This is a genomic window from Sporolactobacillus shoreicorticis, from assembly GCF_024125445.1.
Taxonomy (GTDB): Bacteria; Bacillota; Bacilli; order Bacillales; family Sporolactobacillaceae; genus Sporolactobacillus; species Sporolactobacillus shoreicorticis.
Map to the genome: position 1 here is coordinate 1 of NZ_JAMXWM010000025.1, position 25,765 is coordinate 25,765.

General features: G+C 42.0%; 25 protein-coding genes and 2 pseudogenes. 3 read left to right on the forward strand and 24 right to left on the reverse strand.

Annotated elements, in window-relative coordinates; translation table 11 throughout:
- The first annotated feature begins 369 nt into the window (after nt 1-369).
- Nucleotides 370-1,122: a polysaccharide deacetylase family protein gene (locus NIE88_RS16665; protein ID WP_253063853.1), complete on the forward strand. Its 753-nt coding sequence runs from the start codon at nt 370-372 to the stop codon at nt 1,120-1,122.
- On the opposite strand, the gene gerD is transcribed toward NIE88_RS16665, so the two are convergent.
- From gerD to NIE88_RS16685, 4 genes are all read right to left on the reverse strand, one after another.
- Nucleotides 1,119-1,703: a spore germination lipoprotein GerD gene (gene gerD / locus NIE88_RS16670; RefSeq protein ID WP_253063855.1), complete on the reverse strand. Its 585-nt coding sequence runs from the start codon at nt 1,701-1,703 to the stop codon at nt 1,119-1,121. The genes NIE88_RS16665 and gerD overlap by 4 nt on opposite strands.
- A gap of 447 nt (nt 1,704-2,150) precedes the next feature.
- Nucleotides 2,151-3,194 carry an iron-sulfur carrier protein/transcriptional regulator SalA gene (salA, locus tag NIE88_RS16675; RefSeq protein WP_253063857.1) on the reverse strand — a complete coding sequence of 348 codons (1,044 nt, stop codon included), beginning with the start codon at nt 3,192-3,194 and terminating at the stop codon, nt 2,151-2,153.
- Nucleotides 3,195-3,278: 84 nt separating this feature from the next.
- Complete coding sequence (gene cwlD / locus NIE88_RS16680; RefSeq protein ID WP_253063859.1) at nt 3,279-3,989, reverse strand: N-acetylmuramoyl-L-alanine amidase CwlD; 711 nt, start codon at nt 3,987-3,989, stop codon at nt 3,279-3,281.
- Nucleotides 3,990-4,060: 71 nt separating this feature from the next.
- Entirely contained in the window at nt 4,061-4,495 is a 435-nt protein-coding gene (locus tag NIE88_RS16685; protein WP_253063861.1) for a DUF2521 family protein, read from the reverse strand.
- Between the two features lie 211 nt (nt 4,496-4,706).
- Here NIE88_RS16685 and NIE88_RS16690 point away from each other — a divergent pair, with 211 nt between their 5' ends.
- Both NIE88_RS16690 and NIE88_RS16695 read left to right on the forward strand, forming a co-directional pair.
- Nucleotides 4,707-6,596: a hypothetical protein gene (locus NIE88_RS16690; RefSeq protein WP_253063863.1), complete on the forward strand. Its 1,890-nt coding sequence runs from the start codon at nt 4,707-4,709 to the stop codon at nt 6,594-6,596.
- Nucleotides 6,596-8,407, forward strand: a complete 1,812-nt coding sequence (locus NIE88_RS16695) for a hypothetical protein (protein ID WP_253063865.1) — start codon at nt 6,596-6,598, stop codon at nt 8,405-8,407. Before NIE88_RS16690 ends, NIE88_RS16695 begins: the two co-directional genes overlap by 1 nt.
- A 32-nt stretch (nt 8,408-8,439) precedes the next feature.
- On the opposite strand, the gene NIE88_RS16700 is transcribed toward NIE88_RS16695, so the two are convergent.
- The 20 genes and pseudogenes from NIE88_RS16700 to rpsK form a co-directional block, all read right to left on the reverse strand.
- Nucleotides 8,440-8,871, reverse strand: coding sequence for a DUF2383 domain-containing protein (locus NIE88_RS16700; protein WP_253063867.1), 432 nt, complete (start codon nt 8,869-8,871; stop codon nt 8,440-8,442).
- A 211-nt stretch (nt 8,872-9,082) separates the two neighbouring features.
- Nucleotides 9,083-9,538: a hypothetical protein gene (locus NIE88_RS16705; protein WP_253063868.1), complete on the reverse strand. Its 456-nt coding sequence runs from the start codon at nt 9,536-9,538 to the stop codon at nt 9,083-9,085.
- A gap of 170 nt (nt 9,539-9,708) precedes the next feature.
- Nucleotides 9,709-9,948, reverse strand: a complete 240-nt coding sequence (locus NIE88_RS22850; protein WP_373689452.1) for a helix-turn-helix domain-containing protein — start codon at nt 9,946-9,948, stop codon at nt 9,709-9,711.
- Nucleotides 9,896-10,273 carry a recombinase family protein gene (locus NIE88_RS16710; RefSeq protein WP_253063869.1) on the reverse strand — a complete coding sequence of 126 codons (378 nt, stop codon included), beginning with the start codon at nt 10,271-10,273 and terminating at the stop codon, nt 9,896-9,898. Before NIE88_RS16710 ends, NIE88_RS22850 begins: the two co-directional genes overlap by 53 nt.
- A gap of 17 nt (nt 10,274-10,290) precedes the next feature.
- Nucleotides 10,291-11,072, reverse strand: a pseudogene (locus NIE88_RS16715) (AAA family ATPase).
- A pseudogene (locus tag NIE88_RS16720) lies at nt 11,065-12,503 on the reverse strand (TnsB C-terminal domain-containing protein). The pseudogenes NIE88_RS16715 and NIE88_RS16720 overlap by 8 nt, the downstream one beginning before the upstream one ends.
- Nucleotides 12,504-12,534: 31 nt before the next feature.
- Nucleotides 12,535-13,104: a recombinase family protein gene (locus NIE88_RS16725; protein WP_253063871.1), complete on the reverse strand. Its 570-nt coding sequence runs from the start codon at nt 13,102-13,104 to the stop codon at nt 12,535-12,537.
- Between the two features lie 191 nt (nt 13,105-13,295).
- Complete coding sequence (locus tag NIE88_RS16730; RefSeq protein ID WP_253063872.1) at nt 13,296-14,552, reverse strand: MFS transporter; 1,257 nt, start codon at nt 14,550-14,552, stop codon at nt 13,296-13,298.
- A gap of 54 nt (nt 14,553-14,606) precedes the next feature.
- On the reverse strand, nt 14,607-15,992 hold the full coding sequence (locus NIE88_RS16735; RefSeq protein WP_253063873.1) for a radical SAM/SPASM domain-containing protein: 1,386 nt from the start codon (nt 15,990-15,992) through the stop codon (nt 14,607-14,609).
- A gap of 1,188 nt (nt 15,993-17,180) precedes the next feature.
- Nucleotides 17,181-18,173, reverse strand: coding sequence for a biotin synthase BioB (bioB, locus tag NIE88_RS16740; protein ID WP_253063874.1), 993 nt, complete (start codon nt 18,171-18,173; stop codon nt 17,181-17,183).
- An 18-nt stretch (nt 18,174-18,191) separates the two neighbouring features.
- Nucleotides 18,192-18,746: a biotin transporter BioY gene (locus tag NIE88_RS16745; RefSeq protein WP_253063875.1), complete on the reverse strand. Its 555-nt coding sequence runs from the start codon at nt 18,744-18,746 to the stop codon at nt 18,192-18,194.
- 284 nt (nt 18,747-19,030) lie between these two features.
- On the reverse strand, nt 19,031-19,423 hold the full coding sequence (gene rpsI, locus NIE88_RS16750; protein WP_253063877.1) for a 30S ribosomal protein S9: 393 nt from the start codon (nt 19,421-19,423) through the stop codon (nt 19,031-19,033).
- Between the two features lie 20 nt (nt 19,424-19,443).
- A complete protein-coding gene (gene rplM, locus NIE88_RS16755; protein WP_253063879.1) occupies nt 19,444-19,881 on the reverse strand; it encodes a 50S ribosomal protein L13 in 438 nt (145 codons plus the stop codon).
- Nucleotides 19,882-20,312: 431 nt separating this feature from the next.
- Complete coding sequence (gene truA, locus NIE88_RS16760; protein WP_253063881.1) at nt 20,313-21,053, reverse strand: tRNA pseudouridine(38-40) synthase TruA; 741 nt, start codon at nt 21,051-21,053, stop codon at nt 20,313-20,315.
- Between the two features lie 24 nt (nt 21,054-21,077).
- Nucleotides 21,078-21,875: an energy-coupling factor transporter transmembrane component T family protein gene (locus NIE88_RS16765; RefSeq protein WP_253063964.1), complete on the reverse strand. Its 798-nt coding sequence runs from the start codon at nt 21,873-21,875 to the stop codon at nt 21,078-21,080.
- Nucleotides 21,865-22,737, reverse strand: coding sequence for an energy-coupling factor ABC transporter ATP-binding protein (locus NIE88_RS16770; RefSeq protein ID WP_253063883.1), 873 nt, complete (start codon nt 22,735-22,737; stop codon nt 21,865-21,867). Before NIE88_RS16770 ends, NIE88_RS16765 begins: the two co-directional genes overlap by 11 nt.
- Entirely contained in the window at nt 22,713-23,552 is an 840-nt protein-coding gene (locus NIE88_RS16775) for an energy-coupling factor ABC transporter ATP-binding protein (RefSeq protein WP_253063884.1), read from the reverse strand. The genes NIE88_RS16770 and NIE88_RS16775 overlap by 25 nt, the downstream gene beginning before the upstream one ends.
- 249 nt (nt 23,553-23,801) lie before the next feature.
- On the reverse strand, nt 23,802-24,179 hold the full coding sequence (gene rplQ, locus NIE88_RS16780) for a 50S ribosomal protein L17 (RefSeq protein WP_253063885.1): 378 nt from the start codon (nt 24,177-24,179) through the stop codon (nt 23,802-23,804).
- 83 nt (nt 24,180-24,262) lie between these two features.
- Nucleotides 24,263-25,207: a DNA-directed RNA polymerase subunit alpha gene (locus tag NIE88_RS16785; protein WP_253063886.1), complete on the reverse strand. Its 945-nt coding sequence runs from the start codon at nt 25,205-25,207 to the stop codon at nt 24,263-24,265.
- Between the two features lie 156 nt (nt 25,208-25,363).
- Nucleotides 25,364-25,756, reverse strand: a complete 393-nt coding sequence (rpsK, locus tag NIE88_RS16790; RefSeq protein WP_253063887.1) for a 30S ribosomal protein S11 — start codon at nt 25,754-25,756, stop codon at nt 25,364-25,366.
- Nucleotides 25,757-25,765 lie beyond the last annotated feature (9 nt).

The following is a 25,765-nucleotide window of genomic DNA, read 5'->3' on the forward strand; positions in this document are numbered from 1 at the left end:
GGATACAAGATCCAACCTTGCTTTTTCGTTCATAAGATCCATAGCAATTTGAATTGATTATGGGGGTTTAAACCCTTTTATCACGCTTGGCTTTTGTTCAGTTTTCAAGGAACATTCTTTGTCGTCTCTATCAGACGACCTAAACAATTATATCTTCTTAAATCTTCATTGTCAATCCTTTTTTTTAATTTAATTTTGATTACTTAATCGCATCAAATTATTAGTTCGGAAAGACAACAAAATTTATTTTATCAGCTATAAAGAAAATGTCAACAGTTTTTTTATTTTTTCCTATCCATAAAGACGGTCCGCATATTAACTAGAGCTTGCCCATACAATGGTACAAACAGTCGAGCGAGGTGGACACTCATGCTTTGGATCATCAATGGTAAACGTTTAAAGAACATCATACTGATTATTATTGCCGCTTTCTTTGCGGCACTGATCTTATTTGTTCAAAAACAAGAAACGGATGTGTTTACACCGATTCAGTCAACTGGAGCGCTCTCAAAAGTTGAAACAGATCAGAAGCACTTAGCTCTGACATTTGACATTAATTGGGGAGATCAGCAGCTCCCGCTTATTTTGAAGACTCTTAATAAGGAGCATGTGAAAGCGACCTTCTTCATTTCCGGAGAATGGGCCGAACGGCATCCGAGCATTGTCCGCAGCATGGCACGAAACGGGCATGAAGTTGAATCTCATGGCATGCGTCATGAAGATTACACGCAATTGGATACCTCTCGCGTTCGCTCGGACATCTTGTTTGGTCGCGAAGCGATTTATAAAACACTTGGCGAACGACCGAATATGATACGACCGCCCTTCGGAAAAACAAACAAAGAGACATTGAAAACAGCAGGCAATTTGAATCAGCAAGTGGTGCTTTGGAGCGTTAATCCTCGAGATGAAACAAATCCGGGCTACAAAGTCATTGTCAGTCGAGTCTTGCAAAAAACGGGCAAGGGAGACATCATTAAACTCCATGCTTCAGACTCGGCAAAAGGGACGGATCGTGCGTTGCCTCTTATTATAAGAGAGCTTGAAAACAGAGGGTTTCAATTTGTCACATTAAAGAGTCTTATTTCCGATACTCAGTCAAAAAGCAAGTTAATGGATTAAGGATTTTCCTGACTCTCCGAATTCTGCTGGCTTTCCGATTTTTCCTGTTCTTTCTTTAAGGCGGCAATGATCGCATTGGCAAGCCGTTTTTTATAGAGTGGAGTCGCCATGAGTTCGCTAATGGTCTGCTCGATTTGCCCGCGAAACGGCTTGGTTTTAAGAAGGCTCAAGTATTGCTGCTGCATTTCAGGCGTCTTTAGAATATCCATCATCATGCCTTGATACCCCGGATCCTTCATCATTTGCTTCAATAATTTCTCATTTTCGCTTTCCATGGTTTTAGCCAGTTGTTCAGAGAAATCAGGATCGCTAAAGAGTTGCTTCCATAGCTTTTGCCCCTGCTCCGTCGTGAGTGTCTGTACAATTGTTTTACGGACAATCGGATCATCCAGCACAATTGCTTGTCTCATTTCGCTGTCTTTCAATAAATCTCTGATCGTATCTTTGCCTTCATCAGTTTTCAGTAGATCCAGAACCATTTTTTTATTTTCCTGATAAGTTGGCTGTTCTTGCCCGCTTCCGCAGCCCACCAAGCCACTGAGCAAAGCAGCACACAGAATCAATGATAGTACCCTAGACATAAATGCGATCCTCCTTAAATGGCAAGTCCCTGATTTAATATGTGTGGCTCACAGTTTTTTATACAGGCAACTTGACTGAATCGCAAAATAAAAAGGCGGTACCGATCTGTTGATTAAATAGGATTATTGTGCAGTAAAAATAGGCTGTGCAATACCTTTTTTGCGGTTTTTCACTATTCGTTATGAGTTTCGGAATTCATTACTACTTTTGATGATTTAGTTACCACTTTGAGCTCTTTCGTTACAAGTTTCCTCTTCGGTCTGGCTTTTCGATCGTTTGGTCCAACTTTTCCACGCTTCGACCTAACTTTTGCTGTACGGCTTTCGCGGATGACTGCCCATCCTCAATTGCGTTTACTGCGCATCTTCCATCTACGATCCAGAAGTAAAACCCCGAACTCGGATGTCCACATCCAATGCTCGGGGTGAATGGTTTAGAATCAATTTTTAACATATCTTTCCAATTACTTTTTCAGCAATCCCATTGTAGACAGCGGCGACCGGATCATCTTCAAAATAGACGCCTGGTGCAAATTCTCCTTCTTTCGACTGCGGCTGCGTGAGCGGCACCCGTCCAAGCAGATCGGTGTGCAGCAGGTCACTGAGTTTGTCGCCACCGCCTTTGCCAAAGACATACTCGATCTCGCCTGTTTTTTTGCTTTGGTAGTAAGCCATGTTTTCAACAATCCCGAGGATTTCGTGTTTGGTGTGGACTGCCATGGCGCCTGCACGCGCTGCGACAAATGCGGCGGTTGGATGGGGTGTAGTGACAATGATCTCTTTTGAGTGCGGCAGTTTGCTGTGAATGTCCATGGCCACATCACCGGTTCCCGGAGGCAGATCAAGTACCAAGTAATCCAAGTCGCCCCAATATACATCATTGAAAAAATTGTTCAGCATTTTGCCGAGCATCGGACCACGCCAAATCACCGGAGAATTGTTTTCAACAAAGAAGCCCATGGAAATGACTTTGATGCCCAACCGTTCAACCGGAATAATCCGATTATGTCTTATCTCCGGGCGCTTCTCAATCCCCATCATGTCCGGCACACTGAAACCGTAAATGTCGGCATCCAGCAGGCCGATCTTCTTCCCCTGCCGCGCAAGTGCGAGCGCGAGATTAACGGAAACAGTCGATTTCCCCACACCGCCCTTGCCGCTTGCCACGGCAATGAACTCAGTCTTAACTCCCGGAGAGAGCAGTGTCGGCAGATCAACTGGAAACCCGCCCAGTTGTTTTATTTCTACATCGCTGAGCACTGCAAACCGAACACTGACCACTTTTGCGCCTTGTTCTTTAATTTTGGAAGAGAGTTCAACCTGGATCTGCATCTGCTTCACTTGATCCTGCTTGGCAAGCGCGATCTTCAAGCGAACGTGATCATCCTCGATTGTCAAATACTTCAATGCCTGTGTTTGCAAAAGATTTTTATGTAAAAAGGGGTCCTGGACGGTTTTCAAAACATCCAAAACCTGCTGTTGCTTAATCATTTTCTCACCAACCCTCTCCCAATTGCATGCACCCTCAGTATACCAATCCGATTATGAAAAACCCAGCAATTGAACATTTGTGCCTTAATCAGAAGGGACCTTTTCATTCGTGAAATAACGCATGACGCCTTGGCTGATAGAAGCTGCCGCTTGCTTTTGATAATTGCGCTGAATAAGTAATGCTCGCTCCTGGGCATTTGAGAGAAATCCTACCTCGACGAGTGCGGACGGTGCTTCCGACTTTTTTAGGAGATAGACATGGCTGATCGGTTTCGCATATCGGTTTGTATTGCCGAGATTGCGTTTCAGAGAATCCTGAATGAATAGTGCGAGCTTGCGGTTTTCGCTGAACTTCGGATGGTAAAATGTTTGAGCGCCATGCAGGCTCGGCATTGGAATCGCATTAAGATGAACACTGACAAAGGCGTCTGGATGCGTTTTATTAATCAGGTCTGCTCGGCGCACGAGGTCCTGCCTTTTATGCCGTCCTTCATAATTGTCGTCTGCCAAATCCATGTCCTTGTCCCGGGTCATCACCACAACAGCGCCCATTTCCTGCAAATAATGACGCACATCCTGTGCAATTTTGAGGGTAATATCCTTTTCTTCTGTGCTTCCGCCTACCGCACCTCCGTCTGGCCCCCCGTGTCCCGCGTCAATGACAATGATCCGTCCCGCCAGCGGTGTATGCCAATTCTGACTCGTATGCCAACTGACCAGCCATTTGATACCGGCCAGTGATACAAAACCGAGCACTACGATCATACATCCCCAAAATAACCATCTGCGTCTCACGCCAATCCCTCCACCCATGCAAGCCTGTCTCTATCTCATATATATGGACAAAGCCTGCGATTATGCGCGGATTAGCGAAGCTTGAGACGCCAGCGTTTTAATGAGGCGTCAAATCCCTCAGACCACCAATTGAATAAGTATTTGCGGCATGTATCCTGCAAGTCATCAAGCGATTGTTGATCTGCCCCCCAAAAAAGCCAGAAATCATAAAAATCATCAAAAAGCCCATAAAATTCAATTTTACATCGTTTGAATGCCGCAATTTTTTCTTCCCCGTAAAAACCGAAACGTCCCATCGAAGAACCAAGCAAAAAGCTCTCAAGTGCGTATTCTGCACACATCTCCTTGCCGGTTTTCACTGCCGCGGGAACAAGCACTAAATAACTGTCAAAATAATCGTGCACCGCCTGTTCAATTTTAGTAAACGATAAATCTTGAAGCGCTCGTCGTTCTGAATCAAGCTGCTTATGGCGCTGCTTTTCTTTAAAATCCATGACTACACCCATGATCGCTCCTCCTTCCCTCTTTATCATCGGGCAAGTGAGGTGCCGGCAACCGTAACACCTTTTTCCATGCCGCTGTGATCACAAGGAAAGTGGTGCCAGCATAATCCGTGTAAAAATATTTGTCTTTGGAATGATTGACGCAGGCTTATGAAAAACTGATACTTAAGTTAAAATAATTAAATAGGGAAAAGCAATCCGGAGGTGATTGTCATTGACTGATCGAACCCGACTTTTTTTCGATGAAATCGAAGGAATGGTTCGAGGCGGCTTCCTGTCTCAAGCGGAGGCATCACGCCTGCGTATCGCTTACACTGGTTATATAGCGCACCTAGAAGCGGCGACGAACGTGCCGATTGCGCGACCGAAAAAACCGCCGCTTGAAAAATCAAAGGGATTAGAAGCCCGCAAAATCAAAGCAGCGCCAATGCCAAAACAGCCGAAGAAAAAGCTGACTCACGAGCAGCTTCGTGAGAAAAATTTGACGCTGGTACTGATATTAGGTGTTTCATTTCTTCTTCTAGGCGGATTCATTTTAGCGACAACGAATTGGGGCACGATGAATGCTTGGGTGAAGATGCTGACCATTCTTTCTGTTTCTCTTGTCTTTTCTGTAATGAGTTTCATTGCGCGCAAGCTGCATATCCGTCAAACAGCCTTTGCGTTCACAACATTATCGGCGCTCTTTCTTCCTATTGTGCTTGTCTGTGCTTCGTATTATCAACTTTTCGGCACTTATTTTGCCCTTCATGGTTATGGTGCATCGCTGCTCGGCTTTTTCTCATCCCTGCTTTTTGTTCTGCTCTATCATTGGATTGCCCGGCGTTTTGCATCCCGCTTTTTTAAGGGACTGTCGCTTTTATTCGGCTATATCGCGCTGTGCTTCGGCACCTACTTTATGACGCATCAGGTAATTGCATGGCAAACGCTCATTAACCTGTTCAGTCTTTTATGGCTCGCTGCGCCTCACTTCGTGCGGCACGCAAGACAGTTCCGCTTTTTTCACGATACGCTGAAGTACGACCGGCTGTTTACTCAAGCTCTTGTGGTTGCAAATGTTCTTCTCGCTTTGGTCTTTTGGCGTCCCGCAGTTGCCTACACACTTGTGACTCTCCTTGTGTCCTGTTTATTTCTCTGGTGCGTTTATCGAGAGCTTTCCAAGGTCTATCACGCCGGTTTCTTATTCTTTTGCACTCTGACCTTTCTGCAAACGATGCTGTATGCCCATAATGATTCACTCTCGATCGTCCTGTGGACCGCACTGCTTATTTTCTATACCTCCCTTTCGGAATTCGCCATCCGGCGATTTGCCGATTCACTTTGGATACGTGTGTACCAGCACTTGAACGTTGCCGCCGGCTGTTTCTTCAGCAGTGCAATCCTGCTCGTCACGTATTCCGATGTCACTGTTCCTCCGAGCCGCGGCATATACTCGTTGTCTCTGATCTGTCTGGCTGTTATTCTTGGTATCCTTGATTATTTGACGCGGCGTCACCCGGCAGCATGGTTTCCTTACGCCCCATTGTTCTCGGCTTATGCACTTGTCTTTGATGCCTGCGTGATCTTTAGAGACTCCTTTACGATTGAACTTCGCAGCGTCATGATGCTCAGCATTGCGCTTTATTCAGGACTTTTCCTCTATAAAAAGGCAGCGCGCTTCATGTCACGTTATCAAACAGCACTTCCGATCATGGTCACAAGCTTCACGCTGCTCAGCCTGACCGCAAGCTATGCGATTTTCAGCAAATTGGAATGGCTGACTTGGTCATTTATCGCTTGGGCACTCATGCTGCTGACCGGTTTACTGCGTACGGACCTGATCGCGAAAATCGCGGGACATAGCCAATCCGCCGCATTCGGCCTGATCCTGCTCATCTTTTTCCCTAATAGCTGGCAATATGATATCCAGCTGGCATCAGCGAGTGCCGTTCTGCTTGCGGCTCATTTGCTCACGCGGACGTACTTGGCACCTTACCAGATGACAATCCTTTATACAAGCGGTGTTTATTACCTACTTTCGTTCCTGTTTATCTTTAACAAAATTGAGTTGTTCCGGTTCTTGCCATCCTTTTCTACGGCATGCTGCTTTCCGTTATATTCCTGATGCGAAAACCAATCGATTTATGGGCCGCGCTGCATGGATTGCTGACCATTATTGCTTTACTCTACCCTGTTTGGCTGCTTGTAAGCCATGACATTCCGGTTACCGCGCCCGTACTCTATCTGGAAGGTGCAGCGTTCGTCTCGGCGGCAGTATGTTACCTGCTTCATCAGAAAAAGCTGACACTTGTCGAAACCATTTATTATTGGCTGACGCATATATTTATGTTTTTCAGTATCTTGCTCATTTGGAACAGCTTTTTTGAAGCGCCTGCGTTTCCATTGGTATCGGCCTTGGCCGTGGTAGGCTACATGTACTATTGCTTCAAAACAAAAAATATGGCTGCGCGGTTAATTAGTTTTTGCGTTTCCGCAATGCTTATCCTTACGCTATTCGAAAACAGCTGCCTTTTCTGGTCTATAACCGGCATAAATTTTGAGCAATGCCTCTCTGTTACGACAGTGATCCTGCTCTTGTTTTACAGCAAAGCAAACAGCTTATGGCGGTTTACAGCCTATTATCCAACACTTGTTTTTCTTGGTCTTTCTGTGCCGACTGCTTTTCTTGATCCGTTCTACTGGATGGTCATTCCGCTCGGGGGATTCGCCTGGTTTACCTGGCGCGCAGTCAAAACGGCTGAACGCTATATATTCAGTTCCATTGTTTTCCTGCTGATTTTTCTTTTGGGTCTGCGAATTCAGGAACTACTGCCGATAACACATGAGGCAGTTTATTCACTGGCATTGACCGCACTCGTTGCAACACTGTGCTGGTTCCTTGGCAAGGAAACCTGGCGTCCCATCCTGTATCCAGCCGTTTTTGCTCTTTTAGTATTCACTGCACTGACTGCCATTCGCACGACCTGGGATACTGTCAGCATGATCATCACCTTAATCGGAATCTGTGCATCGGCCGGCCTTCTTATATTCCTTTACCTTTACCGTCTGAAGAATCTGAGCGTCGTGCCCCTGATGTTGCTTTCCCTGCTGATTTGGCTGAATCTGGTTAATGCACCTTTTGGGGTCAAAACGGCAAGCTTTCTCAGCGCTTCACTGGCTCTGCTCGTCGTTTCACTCTGGAGGCGGAAACCCTTTATTGAGAAAACGCATTTTTCGCTTAATTATGAACGGATCACAGCCTTTGCCTATTTATTCGTTTTTTACGGATTCATGGCCGCGCATACACTCTATTTCGGAAGGCTGGCTGCTGCCTGTCTTGCGGTATTGTATGGCGGATTGACTGCCTATCGCAGCACTCAACTCGAACGGAAAGTCTGGATGAACGGAGCGCTGGCTGCTTTACTTTGGCCGGCGGCGATTATCCTGCAAAAAAGTCCGCTCTTCCCATTTATGAATCATATGCTGCTTGCCGCGCTTTTCCTGATCATTGTCTCCCTCTCCTGCCGAAGAATATGGGGCGCAGGTCTCTATTGCCTGCGCATTGAATGGATTGCGGTTGCTGTCATTTACCTGCGGCTGATGCTACTCGCGCTCATGATCGGCGAGACAGGAGCGCTGCTTGCCTTCGCCGTTGTGGCATTGATCGGCACAATCAGCGGATTTCTTTTAAAATATAAATCCTATTTCTTCTCAAGTATCGTGGCACTGATCATCAGCTTGCTCTATAACCGGCGCCATATGTGGGTTGTGCTGCCTTGGTGGCTTTATCTGGTCATCGGCGGATTCGTGTTGATTGCCACCGCCAGCATCGTCGAATGGACGCGGCAGGATAAACTCCGCCGTGCCAAACTTAATCTGCCGCCGCGTGTGTCGATGCTGCGCAAAATCAAATATTATCTCCATACATGGCGTTAATAAAAGCTCCCGGAAGTTGCCGGGAGCTTTTATTATGCGGTTTGACTAATCATTGCCTTCAGCTGGCGTACATGCGTGCGATCCTGATTCAGCAACTCCCTGACGACCCGCTCGCTTTCCGCCGAGAGATTGCCACGCACCGTTTTTTCCGTCATCTCAATGCCAAGCTGCTCGCCTTCAATTGCCTTTTGGATAATTTGTTCATCCTCATGCGGCACCCTCAATTTAACAAGATAGTCTTGAAAGGCTCCGATCCAGCCGGCATCTTCAATAGGGGTACCGCCCAGATTCTGAATTCGTTCGACAACGCGCAGTGCTTGCTCCCTGATCTCATGCTGAATCGTTTGAAACGTTTGTTTGAGATCATGATTCTTCGCGTTTTCCATAAAATGATCATAGGCATGGATACCCATATACAAACCCTTCAGCAATCCATTTAATGCTGTTAATTCTTCATTTTTCATGACTAATCGCACCTTTCACTCCTAGGCTTTCCTATAAAAGGTAAAATCATCAATCAACCATTTGCGATTCATGTTAAGTGAATCGTATAACCTTTCAAGTACATGAGCACTGAAAAAAAATGACGATATTCTACAGATAACTCATTTGATTTTTTTTTACAATTTTAGGCAAGAAAAAAACCTGCACATAAGTGCAGATTCCTTCTTAAAATTATTTACCTACCGCGATTCCATGAAAATGGCTGATTTCCACGTTATCCGGTTTGCTCGCAATCAATATCTTTTTTCCGTTTTTCTTTTCTAGCTTTAACGTCTGAGTCAACTTTCTGAAAGTCTGAGTTCCGTCGCCACGTAACGTAACCTTATTTAAATATAAAATATTGTTTTTAATGACTGCCTGACTTGATTTTACAGCGCCTGCAAGTGCGACGGGATGAAGGTTATAGTAAATATAATTTTTCGTAATTAATAGTTGATACATTGTGTAAGTACTCTTCTTACCAAAATACCATGAGCCCTCAAACTGTTTATACGTCGCAACCCGTGATTTCGATAGATTGGCGACATTGATATAGCCAACTGTTTTGTGATAAGTGACGCGATCCAAATCATGGGCAGGTTTATGACGTAAATAAAATTTTGTATTGGTAGGAAGATCTTGAATCATTTTAGTTTCCTGCTTATCCTTGTAAATCCTCGTTCCTTGCACAGTATAAAAAACGGTAGGTTTCGGCGCTACAGCCGATGACGATGACGAAAAGAACTGTTACTTTTAAAATTAAATTGCACATCTATGAAATATTAACCTGCACATCAGAGTATTATGATTATAGATGGTTAATTTCTCATTTTTGAGAATGATTTCCTTTTATATCTTGCTAATGTACTCTCACTTATTCCAGTGATTTCAGCTACTTCACCGAATGAAGAAAATGTAAGAAGAGATAGTGCGTATTCGATCTGTTGATCATTAAATTTTCTTGGTCTTCCTTCGCGAAACCCTTCATGTTTCCTTGCTTGTTCTTTACCTTCCTGCGTTCGTGTAATTACGAACTCTCTCTGCACGAGTAAATGCACAGAAAATCTTAAAAATATGCTCCCCGTCTGGCGTACTATCCATAATACCCATATTTAATATATTAACTGTTACTTGCATATGAAACAGGTTACTGACTATTGTCATTGCCTTTGAGTAACTGCGTGCAAAAGAGTCAAGTTTTGGGACGACTAACGAATCACCACTTTTTAAACGTGAAAGAAGAATTTTGAAATTTGATAAATCCTGCTTTAACTCAGACGTTCTATCCAAAAAAATTTCAGTACATCCAGCAGAATGTAACATTTGATACTGCTTCTCCAAACTTTGAGATTGCAGAAAAACGCGGACATAACCATAGATCATCGTATCACCCTCCGAATTCATTTTATTCCCAGTGTCAGGCTGTCCCGTGCAGCGTTGACAACATCCAATGAAATAGATTGAAGGTTATTTATCTCAAGAATCCTCTCAATTTGTGCAAAGAGACGGTGGATCAATCTAAAGTTACCATTTGTTATTCTTATGATACCTGAGATTGCCTCATAGTCGGAAAAGTCCTCTAATCTCACAGACAATCCCAATTCATGCCATTTATACTCTAGGATGTGATGTGCCTCATCCTTGCTTAAACGGTCAAATTCATGTGCAAATCCTATCCGTGAATATAATTGAGGATAACGCGATAAACGTTTTTCGATTCCAGGCATTCCGACAAAAATTATCGCCAGTTCATGTTGATCATAAATATCTCGAAGTTGCTCCAGACCTTGCATCTTTAATCGATCAACTTCATCAACAATAATCAAAGAAATATTTTCAAAATGATTGTGTGAATACTTTTCTTCTGCTCCAAATGTTTTCACACGATACGCTGCAATTCTTTCAATATCACCAGTCATTCGTGTTGCACGAATAGCTGGTGCTGTATAGAAAACGATCTGATGATCAAGGATTTTCTTGTCTACGGTCTCAACTACTTGTGGAGCGGTTTTAAGTGTTGATCAATATAGTCCCAATCCGAATAATACCTTGAAGAAAGTGTCTTCCCAACTCCTGGCAAGCCATAGCAAATCCCAATGTACTGATATTTAATACATGCATCGCAAAATTCAGCAAAACGTTTATATTCCTTGGTTTCGATAAAACTTATTTTTTTATTCATTGAGGTACCTCTTCAATTTTGTTTTTTTCGGCTTTTTATCATTCACATTAGACTGTCCTGTTGTTTAAGTACAATTTCCTCTACAACCGTTTTAGCGCTATCGATTTGCTTTTTTAGATCACATCTTCTTTTATTTCGAGCAGAGATAATATCTTGTATATCTACGGTGTAATCGGATATTTCTGGAGAGATAGCTGTGCAAAGGAATTCATTATGATAAAAAACACGTATTTCGGCCAGATCTCTTGGATCATAACGAATCAATACCATTTCACCAACATAAGCAGCCAAATTAGTATTTAAGTATTTTAATCCTTGAAAGTGTATCCCATCTTGCTGAACCTTCCTCGCCTTTGTGACATTCAATAAAAGTAGATCAAGACTTTCTAGGCTTTCCGGTAAATTGGGTAAAAATCCTGATTCATTCCATGAGATAATCGGCATTTTTTTCGTCGTACCGTGAATGCGATGATGATAATTATGAATAATGAAATATTGAACAGCATCCTCAAGTTCTTTGAAGGTTAGTAGAGAAGCGTTATCTTCCTGACCAATATAGCCGGGAAGATCCTGAAGAAGAAGTTGATTAACTGTAGAAAAAAAACGTTCTATTTTGCCACGGTTACGGGGAACACCAATTGATGAAAAAATTAAATTTATTTTTAAATCAATGGCAACCTGTTCAAGGTGATTCGACGTAAAATCAGAGCCATGGTCTGTATAAAAATTCTCTGGGATACCGCAAATAGGCCAATCTTTATTTTTCTTTTGCCATATCGCTTGATGAAATGCTAAAGAGGTCTGCATTGCTGAAGGATCGTGAAAAGATAAAAAGTAACCAGCAATTGCTCGACTGTAGTCATCCATGATTATAGTCAACCAAGGCCTCTGCGGATTTCCCTTTTCGTTTAAAACAAAAATATCTAAAAGAGTGTGATCTGCTTGCCATATTTCATTAGGAAATATAGCCCGTCTTGTATGGATTAAATGATATTCGTTCTTATATTTCTTGGTTCCTTCAAACGCAAGTTTTTTCATTCCAGGCGTTAGCGATTTAGACACAGCCATTACCTGATAATAGCTTGGCTGCTCTAAATGATTTTGTTCGCAATACGTACATACCTTTCTGTAGATGGAGGCTACAGAGTTCCTTTTATGTTGAAGAATCAGTCTTTCTATTTGCTTTTTGACTTGTGAATCCACCCTTATGATTTCTGCGTCATTTCGTTTTTTTCGTACAAGATCTTTTAAACCAAGTTTCTCATAACTGCTGACCCAATAATGCAATGTTCTTCTCGAAATGCCAAATTCCTTTGATATTGCCTGTAGTTTCTTTTCATTCGTAAGATACGGAGAAATAATAGTAAACTTTTCCACAGCAGCTTGTCTTTGTTCATCCGAGAAGAATGTAGGTGGAGGAGGCTCTTGCATAGAAAGGCTCCCTTCATATTTTGGTAGGTACTTAGGATATAACCCGTTCTTGATTCAAGTAACGGTATAAAGTTGCTCGACTAATACCCGTCATTTCTACAATTTCTTTAACACTGTATTGTTCTGAACGATACAAATTGACTGCTCTGTTAATATCACGCGAGTTAACTTTTGGACGGCCACCTTTACGGCCACGTGCTCTGGCACTTTTTAATCCCTCTTTAGTTCTTTCGACAATCAAATCCCTCTCAAATTGACTGAACGCTTGAAATACAGTCATCATGAGACGTCCTTGTGGTGTCGATGTATCGAAACTTTCTTTGATACTATTTAATTTGACATGTTTTTCTTCAAAATAGCCCACAAGTTCAATTAGATCTTTTGTGCTTCGTCCTAACCGTGAAAAGCTTTCCACAACGACAACATCTCCCGGACGCAATTTATCTTTTAGTCGATTAAGTTGTGGCCGATCAGCTTTTGTTCCTGTCATTTTTTCTGTCAGTACCTCATTACAATTATATTTTTTTAGTAAGTCAAGTTGTCGTGCTAAATCCTGTTGACGTGTACTTACTCGAGCATAACCATAAACATAAGATTCCATAATAAAAAACCACCTTCTGGCTTTAATAATAGCACAAAGGGTGGTTATAGAGATATAGTTTATGAGCAATGTTTTAATACATGAAATTCAACGAAATAGCTGTAACTTATGACAAAAAGAAAAACGTCTCAAAAACAATCGTAATCGAGACAAATAGATCTTATTGATAGCCCTTCTTAAGACGTTAGAACTTACTTTGGAAAATTGTTTTTTTCTTCATTCGTAAACTTTAAAGTATTAACTCTTCCTAGCAAGAAGATTAGTGGAACAATTATTATTGCTATGCACGCCATTTCATAAGTATTTATTAGATTATAAACAATTGCCAAGTTAGCTAACCAAAGGGACAGTGGTTGAAATACAAAGTCAATGAAGTCCAATATCCCAGATATTTTCCCTAATACATTCCCTGGAACTGTTTGGTTTAGAAACACTATACTGGTAGAGCGCTGATAACTCATTAAAATGCCAAGAAATATTAAACCAATTATAAACAAAATTTCAGACGGAAATATAAAGAAGATTATAGTAAACGAAAACATAATCGATGAATAAATAAATACTCTAAGCTTTTTTGGTGGGAATATGCCTAATAGAAGACTTCCAGCTAAAAGACCATACTGCCAGATAGGGGTGACCATTCCATATACATATGAATTCACGTGCATACTATTAATTAACTCATGTGGGACAATAACATCTTGAATTCCAGTCATTGTTATCCCAATAACGATACTTGCTATTATAAAAACATGTATATATGAATTATGGAATAAAAGTTGCATCGATTCCTTAACTTCCTCAATAGATCCCCTACTTTTTTTATTAATTATTACACGATCATCTTTTACATTTTTTTCTTTAATTAATAATAACGGAAACGATGCAAATAAATAAAATAACCCAATCAAATACCATAGTGAATAAGAGTTAATATTGCTCAATACAGCACCTGAGATGAAAGGAATAATTAAAAATATGAATTGCCCAGACGACTGTAGTGTTGCAACACCATGTGGAATTTCTGAGTTAGTTAATATTCGTTTTGGTATTACATTAGTCGCTATTGAAGCTGCTCCTCCAAAAAAACCTAAAATCGCTCCTAATAAGAATGAGCCTCCATATGACGTAAGAAGGCCAAGTGGGGTCATAACCGCTATTAACGATCTAAATACTTCACAAAATAGTAAACTTAATTTTGGACCATATCGATCAATAAAAAATCCAGATAAAATTGATCCTATTGCTAAAAACAAAGTATAAATCGTCAGATAATATGCTAGTAATGAGGAACTAGAATGTTCAATTTTCAAAATCTGCCATGGTATGACAATAGGGATAATGTTAGTTACCAAGCGACTCATACTTCTACTAAGAGTAAATGCGCGCATATTTTTGTTTTTGAGTGTACTTTTCCAATTAGCCCATGAATCTCTAATCCTATTCACAATTATCCACACTTTCTTTTGCGATATTTAAATCATTCAAAACAATTAATGAATTTATACGATGGTTACGTCCTCTTTTCCATGTTTAATTAGATTGTCTCTAATTTGACATCTTGTATCTCCTGACCACATATCACCAGTCGTTACATAGTTGAGCGCTGGACATCCGCCGTGACAAAAATATTCAAACTTGCAACTATTGCAAAATATATCCTTTGTCTTTCCTGACCTAAGTATTTTAAATACCAAAGAGTTTAGCCAAATATTTTTGATTGAACTTTCAAAAACATTCCCCGCACTAAATTTATTTTTATCAAACAACGCACATCCTAGCATGGTCCCATCGTTCATAATTTCTAATCTTGTTTGGGCTGCAGAACAACCACTTTTCAAAATTTCGTAGGGTGACTTGGGAATATTAGACTTTTGTAATTGCTGATCTCCTGTCCAAAGTTGGCATCCCTCTAGTCTATAATTTATGGCATCGTTATATTTTTCTTTAATGTATTTTTTGACTTTACTTGAGATTTCCCGATTTTCTTTTAGTGAGAATCCTTTAATTTCAACTTGATTTATATTCGCAAAAGCGCCCATGGAAAACTCATATAATCCTTCTTTAACAGCAAAATCAACTAATTGATATATACCATCAATAGTTTTTGGTAATGCCAGTGTATGAATCCCACAATCAATTCCTACCTCACGACAATTTTCAACAAAACTCACTGTCTTTTCCCATGATCCATAAGTTAATTCTTTGTGTCTATCATCTAGAGATTGTAAAGATACTTTTAAGGTCAAATTGTGATATTTCTTAAGGTGATCGATAATACTTGTACTTAAAATACTTCCATTAGTAGTAATATGCGTTTTTTGACCAATTGCATCAAGATAATCTAACATATTCCAAATATCTGGATAAAGTAAAGGCTCACCACCAAGTATGGTTAAATATGGAATCTTTAATTTCTTTATTTCATTTAAAACAGGAATCCATTGGTTCATGGGATAAACGACTTTTTTATCATCCCATTTTTCCTGAGAGACAAAACAAAATTTACATTTCAAATTACAAACCATACCTGGATATAACGATACGTTGACAGGAGCAGATAAAAAATCAATTTTTTTAACCTCCTCTTTCTCTTTCTTGAATTTATTGATTGTTAAATCAGTTAAACAATGGTACTTATGTTTTGCTGGTCTTAAAAAATTATCCAATTCTGAAATTGCATCCGTAATAATATCTTGGGCAATATCCTGTTGGTACAAAGCTGAAAGGATAACAGCTTGCTGCGAAATATCATTGGTAAGTTCAAATAACAGTAGTAAGTCTGTAGTAAAATCATTAATTTCAAATTCACCCTTATTAATTACTATAATTAATCCACCCCAAAATTCTCTTCTAACGATTACATCATTTTTCAATTGAAATAACAAAGTAATTATCTCCTTTAATTTATTATTCATATTATTGAAAAAGGGCTACCTCAAGAGAAAAACTAATCTCAAGGCAGCCCTAAATCAATACTTACCATCCATCACCTTTTGCCATTACAGAAACATTCATTACTTCGCCGAGGTCAACCTTCTTAACTTTGACTTCAACTTTTTGATTCTTAGCCATTGTTAACACCTCTTTTCATTAATTCTATTTTTAATCTAATACTTTTTGGGATTACTTCAATAATATTTTTGAATGTTCATGGATATTTAAATGAATATTCACATATTATCCATTTGTTTATAATAAAGCAAAAAATCAAATGCTTTTAATATGTAATTTAAAATGTTTAATATGGGAGTGGACTGATGGAAGATAAGTTTTTAGTTTATTTGTGCATTATTTCTCGTGTAAAGAAGAATTCTCATTATGTATAAACATGAGAGTAAAGAGCAAGCAAGAAAACATGAAGGATTTTTGCAAATAAAGGGGCTTAACAGTCAACAGATTGACTATCTAAAGCTGAAATAACTGGGATAAGTACAAGTACGCTGGTAAGATATAAAAGAAACTTTCCTCATGATTAGAACATTGATCATTTTGATTTATCATTATTTATCCAAATTGACGGTGCAATATTTTATTTTATAGGTGTGCAATTTAATATTAAAAATAACAAAAAGAACGTACAAGAAAGAAACAAAATTGTGGCGAGCAAAAAAGCTGAATAACATTTTTTCATTTTAAATCTTCTTTCGTAATATTTTTGTAATCTTCTTGTTATATTCGCAATATAATTCTTTTCTTAATTAACGTCAACATCAGTTTGAAAACTGTAACTTTTTTGGCATTGGTCAAAATACCCTATTTATTCTGTTTATTCAAATTTACAAAGTGATGCCATAATTGCATTAATAGAAAAGGGCCCAGCAGAGCCCAGTGAAAATAATATAGGCGGTAATTCCTTAGAACCTCGAGTAAGGCTATTACAGTTCCATATTATTCATAGATCAAACCTTGTTTCAGTGCAAAAAAAGGACCCACAATGTGGGTCCGTCAAGGGGATTAAGTTCTTTGATCACTTAATTTATCGGTTCAATTGCTTAAATTTACACCATTTTCCACAACAAAACAGAAATTTTTTCTATAAATTATTTGATTTAACCAAAGATTCTTTTGCGAGATTAGATCTTCGTTTCAACTGTTTTTGCTTCAATTTCAAAACCGAGATCCGCAATCATTTGATAATCCTCCGACTTGTTCTGACCTTCTGTTGTCAAGTAGTCACCAATAAAAATCAAATTTGCAATATAAAGGCCCAGATTCTGTGAGGAACGCAGGTTTACTTCGCGACCGCCTGCGATACGAATTTCTTTTGTCGGATTAATAAAACGGAAAAGTGCTAAAATTTTCAAACAGCGATTCGGTGTCAACTCGTGCCTATTCTCTAATTTTGTTCCCGGAATAGGATTAAGGAAATTTACCGGAATTGAGTCTGCGTCCAGCTCCTTTAGAGCAAAAGCCATATCAATGATGTCATGATCTGTTTCTCCCATCCCGCAAATGACGCCAGAACATGGAGATATGTTTGCCTTTTTTACTGCTTCAATGGTGCCTACGCGATCTTGATATCGATGTGTCGTTGCGATCTGATCATAATGAGCGGCACTTGTATTCAAATTGTGATTAAACCGGTCAACACCGGCATTCTTCAGGGCCTTTGCCTGCTCTTCATTAATCAGGCCGAGACACGCACATATTTTCATTGTCGGCATTGTTTCTTTTATTTTTTCAACAGCCGAACAGACCGCGCGTATTTCTCTCGGCGCCGCTCTTCGTCCGCTCATCACGATACAATAGGTACTGATTTGATTTTCATACGCTTGTTTGGCGCCGTTCACAATGATTTCTTCATGAACGAGTGGATATTCCTCAATTGATGTGTCCGCATAAATGGACTGGGAGCAATAACCGCAGTCTTCCGCACAACGACCGCTTTTAGCGTTGATAATTAAATTCAATTTCATAGACGTCCCAAAATACTGTTTCCGCAGTTGGTATGCACCGCAGACAAGATCGATCGTCTCATCATCCGGAACACTTAAAATCTGTCGTGCATCTTCCACCGTACAAGAGTCACCGGCAATAATGTTCTGAGCTAAATCATACCACTTCAAACGGCGCACCATCCTTTTTCATACGAATTTGATTTTTTTTAAAATCGAAAGTCTTTGTTTTAGTTGGCTACCGACCACCGCACATAGGGCCGCTTTCACTAGATCGAGTAGAAAAAGCATCAGATTGCCCTCCGCCACAGACAGAAGCGGGAGATGATTATAAAAAGCAAACCACGGTACGCCAATCGCATAGATAATCAGAACACCGGCAGAAATCGCAAGATAATACCGAAACACCATCCATTTTTTTTGCTTTATGTAGTCGGTAAGCAAGCCAGTAACGAATACAGCAAGTGGCCACGCAAGTACATAGCCCCCGGTCGTCCCAAGCAGAACACCCAATCCGCCACGATATCCGGACAATACCGGAACGCCTGCGGCCGCAAGTGCGGTAAAAACAAGCATGGCAGCGAGTCCTTTTCTCGCGCCAAGGATACAGCCAACCAGCATGACCCCAATCATTTGAAAAGTAAACGGAACGGGAACAAACGGAATGACAACGGTGGGCAATGCACCAAAGACGATCATCATCGCGACAAATAATGAAATGAGCGTAAGCGATCTTGTTTTCAAAATATCCTCTCCTTTCGTTAACAAAATATAATTTTAAGTTCACCTTTTATATATGTCAACCAAACAATAATATAAGTTAACATTTATTGTGCAAGCATTCATGAATTATTCTGACTGTATTTTACTAGTTGAAATGAAAAGACATGATCACTCACAGTGCCAAAAAAGTGATGCACTGTTGCTGAAAAGATTAAGGCTAAAAAATGAGCAATGCGAAAACTGTACCAATATACAAAAAAAAGCTCCCAACCAAATAAGGTTGAGAGCCCTTGAACGCCTGTAAATCAGCGTTTTGAGAACTGTGGTGCGCGACGTGCACCTTTGAGTCCGTATTTCTTACGTTCCTTCATTCTCGGGTCACGTGTCAGGAATCCGGCTTTTTTCAGAACAGCGCGGTATTCCGGATCTGCTTCGAGCAGTGCGCGGGCAACGCCGTGACGAATTGCGCCGGCTTGGCCTGTGAAACCGCCGCCTTCTACATTAACAAGAACATCGTATCTGCCTTCGGTTTCTGTCGCGACGAGCGGCTGCTTCAGAATTGTGCGCAGTGTTTCAAGATTAAAGAATTCATCGGCGCTGCGGCCGTTGATGACAACATTGCCTTCACCCGGTACGAGCCTTACACGTGCGATCGAGCTTTTACGGCGTCCGGTGCCGTAATATTGAACTTGTGCCATGATTTATTTTCCCTCCCTGATCAACCGCGAAGCGTATATGCTTCCGGCTGTTGTGCCGCATGCGGATGCTGCGCGCCTTCATAGACATGAAGTTTCAAGAAACATTTTTTTCCGAGACTGTTGTGTGGCAACATGCCCTTGATCGTTCTTTCAAGCATGTCACGAGCACGTGTTGCACGCATATCTTGTGCGGAACGTGCTTTGATACCACCCGGAAAACCGGAGTGGTGAATATATTTTTTCGTCAGCAATTTCTTGCCGGTTAATTCGATCTTGTTTGCATTGATAATGATGACATGGTCGCCACAATCAACATGCGGTGTAAAAGTCGGTTTCGTTTTACCGCGCAAAATGGCTGCCACTTCACTTGCCAAGCGGCCGAGTGTTTGGCCTTCGGCATCGACAACGAGCCATTTGCGCTCAACATTAGCCGCATTGGCCATAAAAGTTGTACGCACGTTCATTTCCTCCTCTAAGCAAATCAAACATTCATATTCTTGTCTCATGCGCGACCCACAACCGCGTCTGAGTTGAGAGCGAATAAAGCGATTGCTCTCTCACCGTTTCAGTTATCTAATTGAGCCAATATCTTTGGGGCTAATAGTGGTCAAATTAGAAATGCCAAATTATATTTTATAATATCTTGATGCTCATGTCAAATCGTCGGAGTATTTTTTCATCGTTTATTTACTCCTAGATTTTCTCTTTAAAATGTTAAACAATGGTGATGGTGCTGTTTTTTCATCGATTTAATGAGCGGTGTGGGTGAACGTTCACCCCGTCTCATCAAACCGGTGAACCCTTCCGCACCTGTGATAAACGGTAGGCTTTTCACAAACGAGCTGATAACATTGTTCCAAACAACAAAATAGTTTAACAAGACCGCAAATTAATAAGTAACGCCCCACAGAGTCAGTCCTTGCGGCGGTGCGGTTGCCGAAGCGGCTTGTCTGTCGCGGCCGTCAATAATTTCTGCAACTCTGTCCGGTGTAATTTTATAGATACCGACATCCAGCAATGTTCCGGTTATAATCCGAACCATTTGGTACAGAAAACCGCTGCCAACAATTCGGATCACTGTTTCGTCATCCTTTTCCTGTCGAACGGATAAATAGTAAATGGTACGCACCTTATCCTTGATATCGGTATTTGCTGCACAAAAGCAGGAAAAGTCATGTGTTCCAAGGATCGCGGCAGCGGCCAGGTTCATGGCATCTACATCAAGCGGCTGTTTGATGTGTGTCGTGTACGCTCTGCGGAACAGATCCGGCTCAGGCCGTGTCAGCAGCCGATAGCGATATTCCTTCTTTTTCACATCGTAGCGGGCATGAAACTGCTCGGAAACCTCCTCCGCTTGCCGCACATAAATGTCGTTCGGCAGCAAACTGTTCAATGCAAGCGTCCAGCGATCCTCCGGAATATGAAGCGGTGTTTCAAAATGGAACACTTGACCGAATGCGTGAACCCCGGCATCCGTTCGTCCTGACGCAGCAATTTTAACCAATTGGCCATGATGCATTCGTGACAGCACGGCTTCTATCTCACGCTGCACCGTCCGCTTCCCGGGCTGTACTTGATAACCATGAAATAGCGTGCCGTCATAGGCAACCGTGCATTTGATTTTTGTCATGATTTCGACTTCACCTTAAATCGCTTAGTTTCTCGCAAAAATCAGTAGAAGTGCAAGCAGGACCAGCGCAGAAATCAACAATGAGTCGCGCCAGCTCCACTTCAGTTGATGAAGCTTGGTCCGACCATCATCTCCATGATAGCCTCTTGCTTCCATCGCCATCGCCAAGTCCTCCGCTCGCTTGAATGCCCCGACAAACAGTGGGACGAGCAGAGGCACGATGGCCTTGATTCGGCCCCTCAGTGAACCAGTGGTAAAATCCGAACCACGAGCCGCTTGAGCCTTGATAATTTTTTCTGTTTCTTCGAGTAATGTCGGAATAAAACGAAGCGAAATCGACATCATCAATGCGAATTCGTGTACTGGCATTTTTATTTTCTTTAACGGATTGAGCAGGCTCTCCATGCCGTCGGTAATCTCAATCGGCGATGTGGTTAAGGTGAGCAATGTTGTCACCACGATAATGACCATGATTCGGACAGCAATAAAAACAGATTGGGTGAGACCGCCTGTTGTCACATGAAACCAGCCCCAACTGAACAGAGTCGTTCCGCCGGAAGCAAGAAAAAGATTAAGAACAAAAGTGAGCAAGACAATGAGCAAGATTGAGCGCAGCCCTCTGTATATGTAAGACAACTGCATCTTTGAAAGCAGAATACCTGCGAAACAGAACAGAATCATCAGTATATTTGTCAACCAATTATTAGCGAGGAAAACAATGACGACAAAAAGAAAGACGCCGATCAGCTTCGAACGCGGATCAAGATGGTGTACGTACGAATCGAGCGGAACGTATTGACCGATAACAAGATTAAACATGATCCTTCACCCCATTCAATATACGGATCACTGCATCTGCGGCTTCATCAACGGTGAATGCGGGAATCTTGTCCTTGCTCCCTGCTTTATCAAGCACTTTATTTAGGAACAACATCGTTTCCGGGATATCAAGACCGACTTTTCGAAGCAGGTCCTCTTGAAGAAATACATGCTTCGGCGAACCGGCCAGCAAAAGCTTGCCGCCGTCCATCACAATAACTTGATCGGAGTAATTGGCCGCATCGCTCATATTATGCGTGACCATAATAATTGTCAGCTTCAAACGCGCATGCAGATCATCGAATAAGCTGAGTATTTCCTCACGGCCTTTCGGATCAAGCCCTGCCGTTGGTTCATCTAGAATGATCACCTGCGGACGGACCGCGAGCACGCCGGCAATTGCGACCCGACGCATTTGTCCGCCACTCAGTTCAAAGGGCGAACGATGCCAAAACGATGCCGGAAGCCCGACCAATTGTAAGCTTTCTTCTGCGCGCTTGGTCGATTCCGCATCGGAAATACCGAAATTCATCGGCCCGAAGCATACATCTTTAATAATCGTTTCCTCAAAAAGCTGGTGTTCCGGATATTGAAAAACAAAGCCTACCTGTTTCCGCAATTCCTTAAAATCTTTCTTTTTTTCGTGCGCATGAATCACAAAATTGCCCACGGTTATTTTTCCTTCGGACGGTTTCAAAAGCCCATTTATGTGCTGCACCAAGGTCGATTTCCCTGACCCAGTATGACCAATAATCGATGTAAAGGAGCCGGATGGAATACGAATCGTAACATCATCAAGGGCCAGCTTCTCAAACGGGGTCTTTCGGCCGTACACATGAGTCACATGCTCGAATGTAATGTCCATAGTTCATCCACCAACTCCTCCTGGAATAATGCAGTGTCTGACAGCGGCACACCTTTAGCGCGCAATACGTTGCGCATCTTGATCGCAAATGGCAAGTCCAGACCGATCTTTCGAAGTAATGCAGTTGACTTGAAAAGATCGTGCGGCTTCCCTTCTCGAATCAATTCTCCATCGTTCATGACGAGCAGACGATCAGAATGAATGGCCTCTTCAAGGTCGTGAGTAATCGAAATGACGGTTAGATGACGGTCTCTGTTCAACGCACGCACGGTTTGGATGATTTCTTTTCTTCCTTCCGGATCAAGCATTGATGTTGATTCATCCATGATAATAATGAGCGGCTGAAGTGCAACAATACCGGCAATAGCAACCCTCTGTTTCTGCCCACCGGAAAGACGATGCGGCTCACTCTTTGCAAATTGATCCATTCTCACGAGACGCAGTGCTTCTGACAGACGTTCGGCCATAATCTCACGTGACAAGCCATGATTTTCCATGCCAAATGCGACATCATCCTGAACCGTCGCACCGACAAATTGGTTGTCCGGATTTTGAAAGACCATACCGACCAGACGACGAATCTCCCAGATCTTTTCTTCGTCAGAGGTCATAAAACCGCCGACATTCACCGTTCCTCTTTGAGGAAGGATTAAACCATTGAGGCATTTTGCTAAGGTTGATTTTCCCGAACCATTATGACCAACAATGGAAAGCCACTCACCTTTATTTACCGTAAAATTGATATTCTTTAACACATAGGGCTGTTCTTCAGAATAGCGATAGGACAGATCGCTCACTTCAATGATCTTCTCCATCTCGTGCCTCCACTCCTCTCAGGGCGCATAAATACGTCTGCCTTTCTTTATGTATAACGAACAGGCTGGCATTCGCTCTCATCTCAGCTCAAGCTGCTCTCATGAATTGAATTATAGACCGGTCTTGAAATTAAGTACAAATGAATCCTTGCTAAATGTCAATAAAAAAACAAAATCTCTTCTGATTATGAAAAAAAGCAGAAATCCAAGCTCATGCGAACCCGGCTTCTGCCTCTGGTAAATCACTGATTATTTAACCAGTTCAATAATTGCCATTTCAGCACCGTCGCCTTGGCGAGGTCCTACTTTCAGGATGCGTGTATAGCCGCCCTGGCGCTCAGCATAGCGCTTTGCAATATCATCAAACAGTTTTTGAACCGCATTCTGACGTTCTTCCTTAGATGCTTCCAAATCAACAATTTCATTGCGGATAAAAGCCGCCGCCTGACGACGTGCATGCAGATCGCCGCGCTTACCCAGCGTAATCATTTTTTCAACGATCGGCCGAAGTGCTTTTGCTTTGGAATGCGTTGTCTGAATCCGTTCGTTAATAATCAAGTCGGTCGCTAGATCGCGGAACAGCGCCTTCCTCGCAGCTGAATCCCGGCCTAATTTTGCATATGCCATTTACTTGTACCTCCTTTATTCCTGCCTTAAAATCTTTCTTTTTTGCGCAAAAAAGAAAAATAATCCCTTGTCCGGTCAACTGGTTACTCTTCCACTCTCAGTCCGAGACCGAGGTCGTGCAGCTTTTCTTCAACTTCCTCAAGAGACTTCCGTCCAAGATTCCGAACCTTCATCATATCTTCTTCACTCTTCTGGGCCAGCTCTTGGACCGTATTAATTCCGGCGCGTTTCAGACAATTGTAAGACCTTACGGACAGGTCAAGTTCCTCAATCGTCATTTCCAGCACTTTTTCTTTCTTATCTTCTTCTTTTTCGATCATGATCTCGGCTTTTTGAGCCTGATCCGTCAAGCCAACAAAGATATTTAAGTGTTCCGTCAGGATTTTGGCACCTAAAGCAATCGCTTCCTCCGGACGAATGCTTCCATCGGTCCAGACGTCAAGTGTCAGCTTATCGTAATTCGCCACCTGACCCACTCTGGTTTTCTCGACTTGGTAATTTACGCGTGTGATCGGCGTATAAATCGAATCGATCGGGATGACAGCAATCGGAAGATCGTCACTTTTGTTTCCTTCTGCAGGAACATAGCCACGGCCCTTCTTAGCAAGCATTCTCACGTGGAAGTGAGCCCCTTCGTCGAGTGTTGCAATTTCCAGATCCGGATTCAATATTTCCACGTCACTGTCGTGGATAATATCGGCAGCTGTCACTTTCCCCGGTCTCTGAACGTCAATTTCCAATGTCTTTTCTTCATCCGAATAAAGCTTCAAACAAAGCTTTTTAACATTCAGGATAATCGCCGTTACATCTTCCACAACGCCTTCAATGGTAGAAAATTCATGAAGTACAGTATCAAACTGTACCGTTGTTACAGCCGCGCCTGGAAGGGATGATAGTAAAATTCGACGTAAAGAATTACCCAGAGTCGTGCCGTATCCACGTTCGAGCGGTTCAACAACAAACTTTCCATAACTTCCGTCGTCTGCTATTTCAACCGTATCGATCTTTGGCTTTTCGATCTCAATCATCAAATATGAACCCTCCTTCAAAACGTCGATACTTCGGTCAGCGCGCGTTGGCCAAAATGTTACCATTTCATATGGGCTTACGGCGTGCTTCTCAGTTTTCGGTGTACACGTTTAGTCATAGTTGCATTATTAACAGATTAATAGCGAGCTATACAATCAAACGCGGCGACGTTTCGGAGGACGGCAGCCGTTGTGCGGAACCGGAGTGACGTCTCGGATCGTTGTCACTTCAAGTCCTACAGCCTGAAGTGCGCGGATAGCTGCTTCACGACCGGCACCAGGTCCTTTAACAGATACTTCAACCGATTTCATGCCGCTGTCCATTGCACTTTTGCCTGCCGCTTCTGCTGCAGTCTGTGCCGCGAAAGGGGTGGATTTTCTGGAACCTTTGAAACCCAGACCGCCTGCACTTGCCCATGCAATAGCGTTACCATGCGGATCAGTAATGGTAACGATCGTATTGTTGAATGTTGAGCGGATGTGTGCCACCCCGTTCTCCACATTTCTCTTAATCCGGCGCTTACGCGTACGTTGTTGTGCTTTTGCCATAAATGTTTA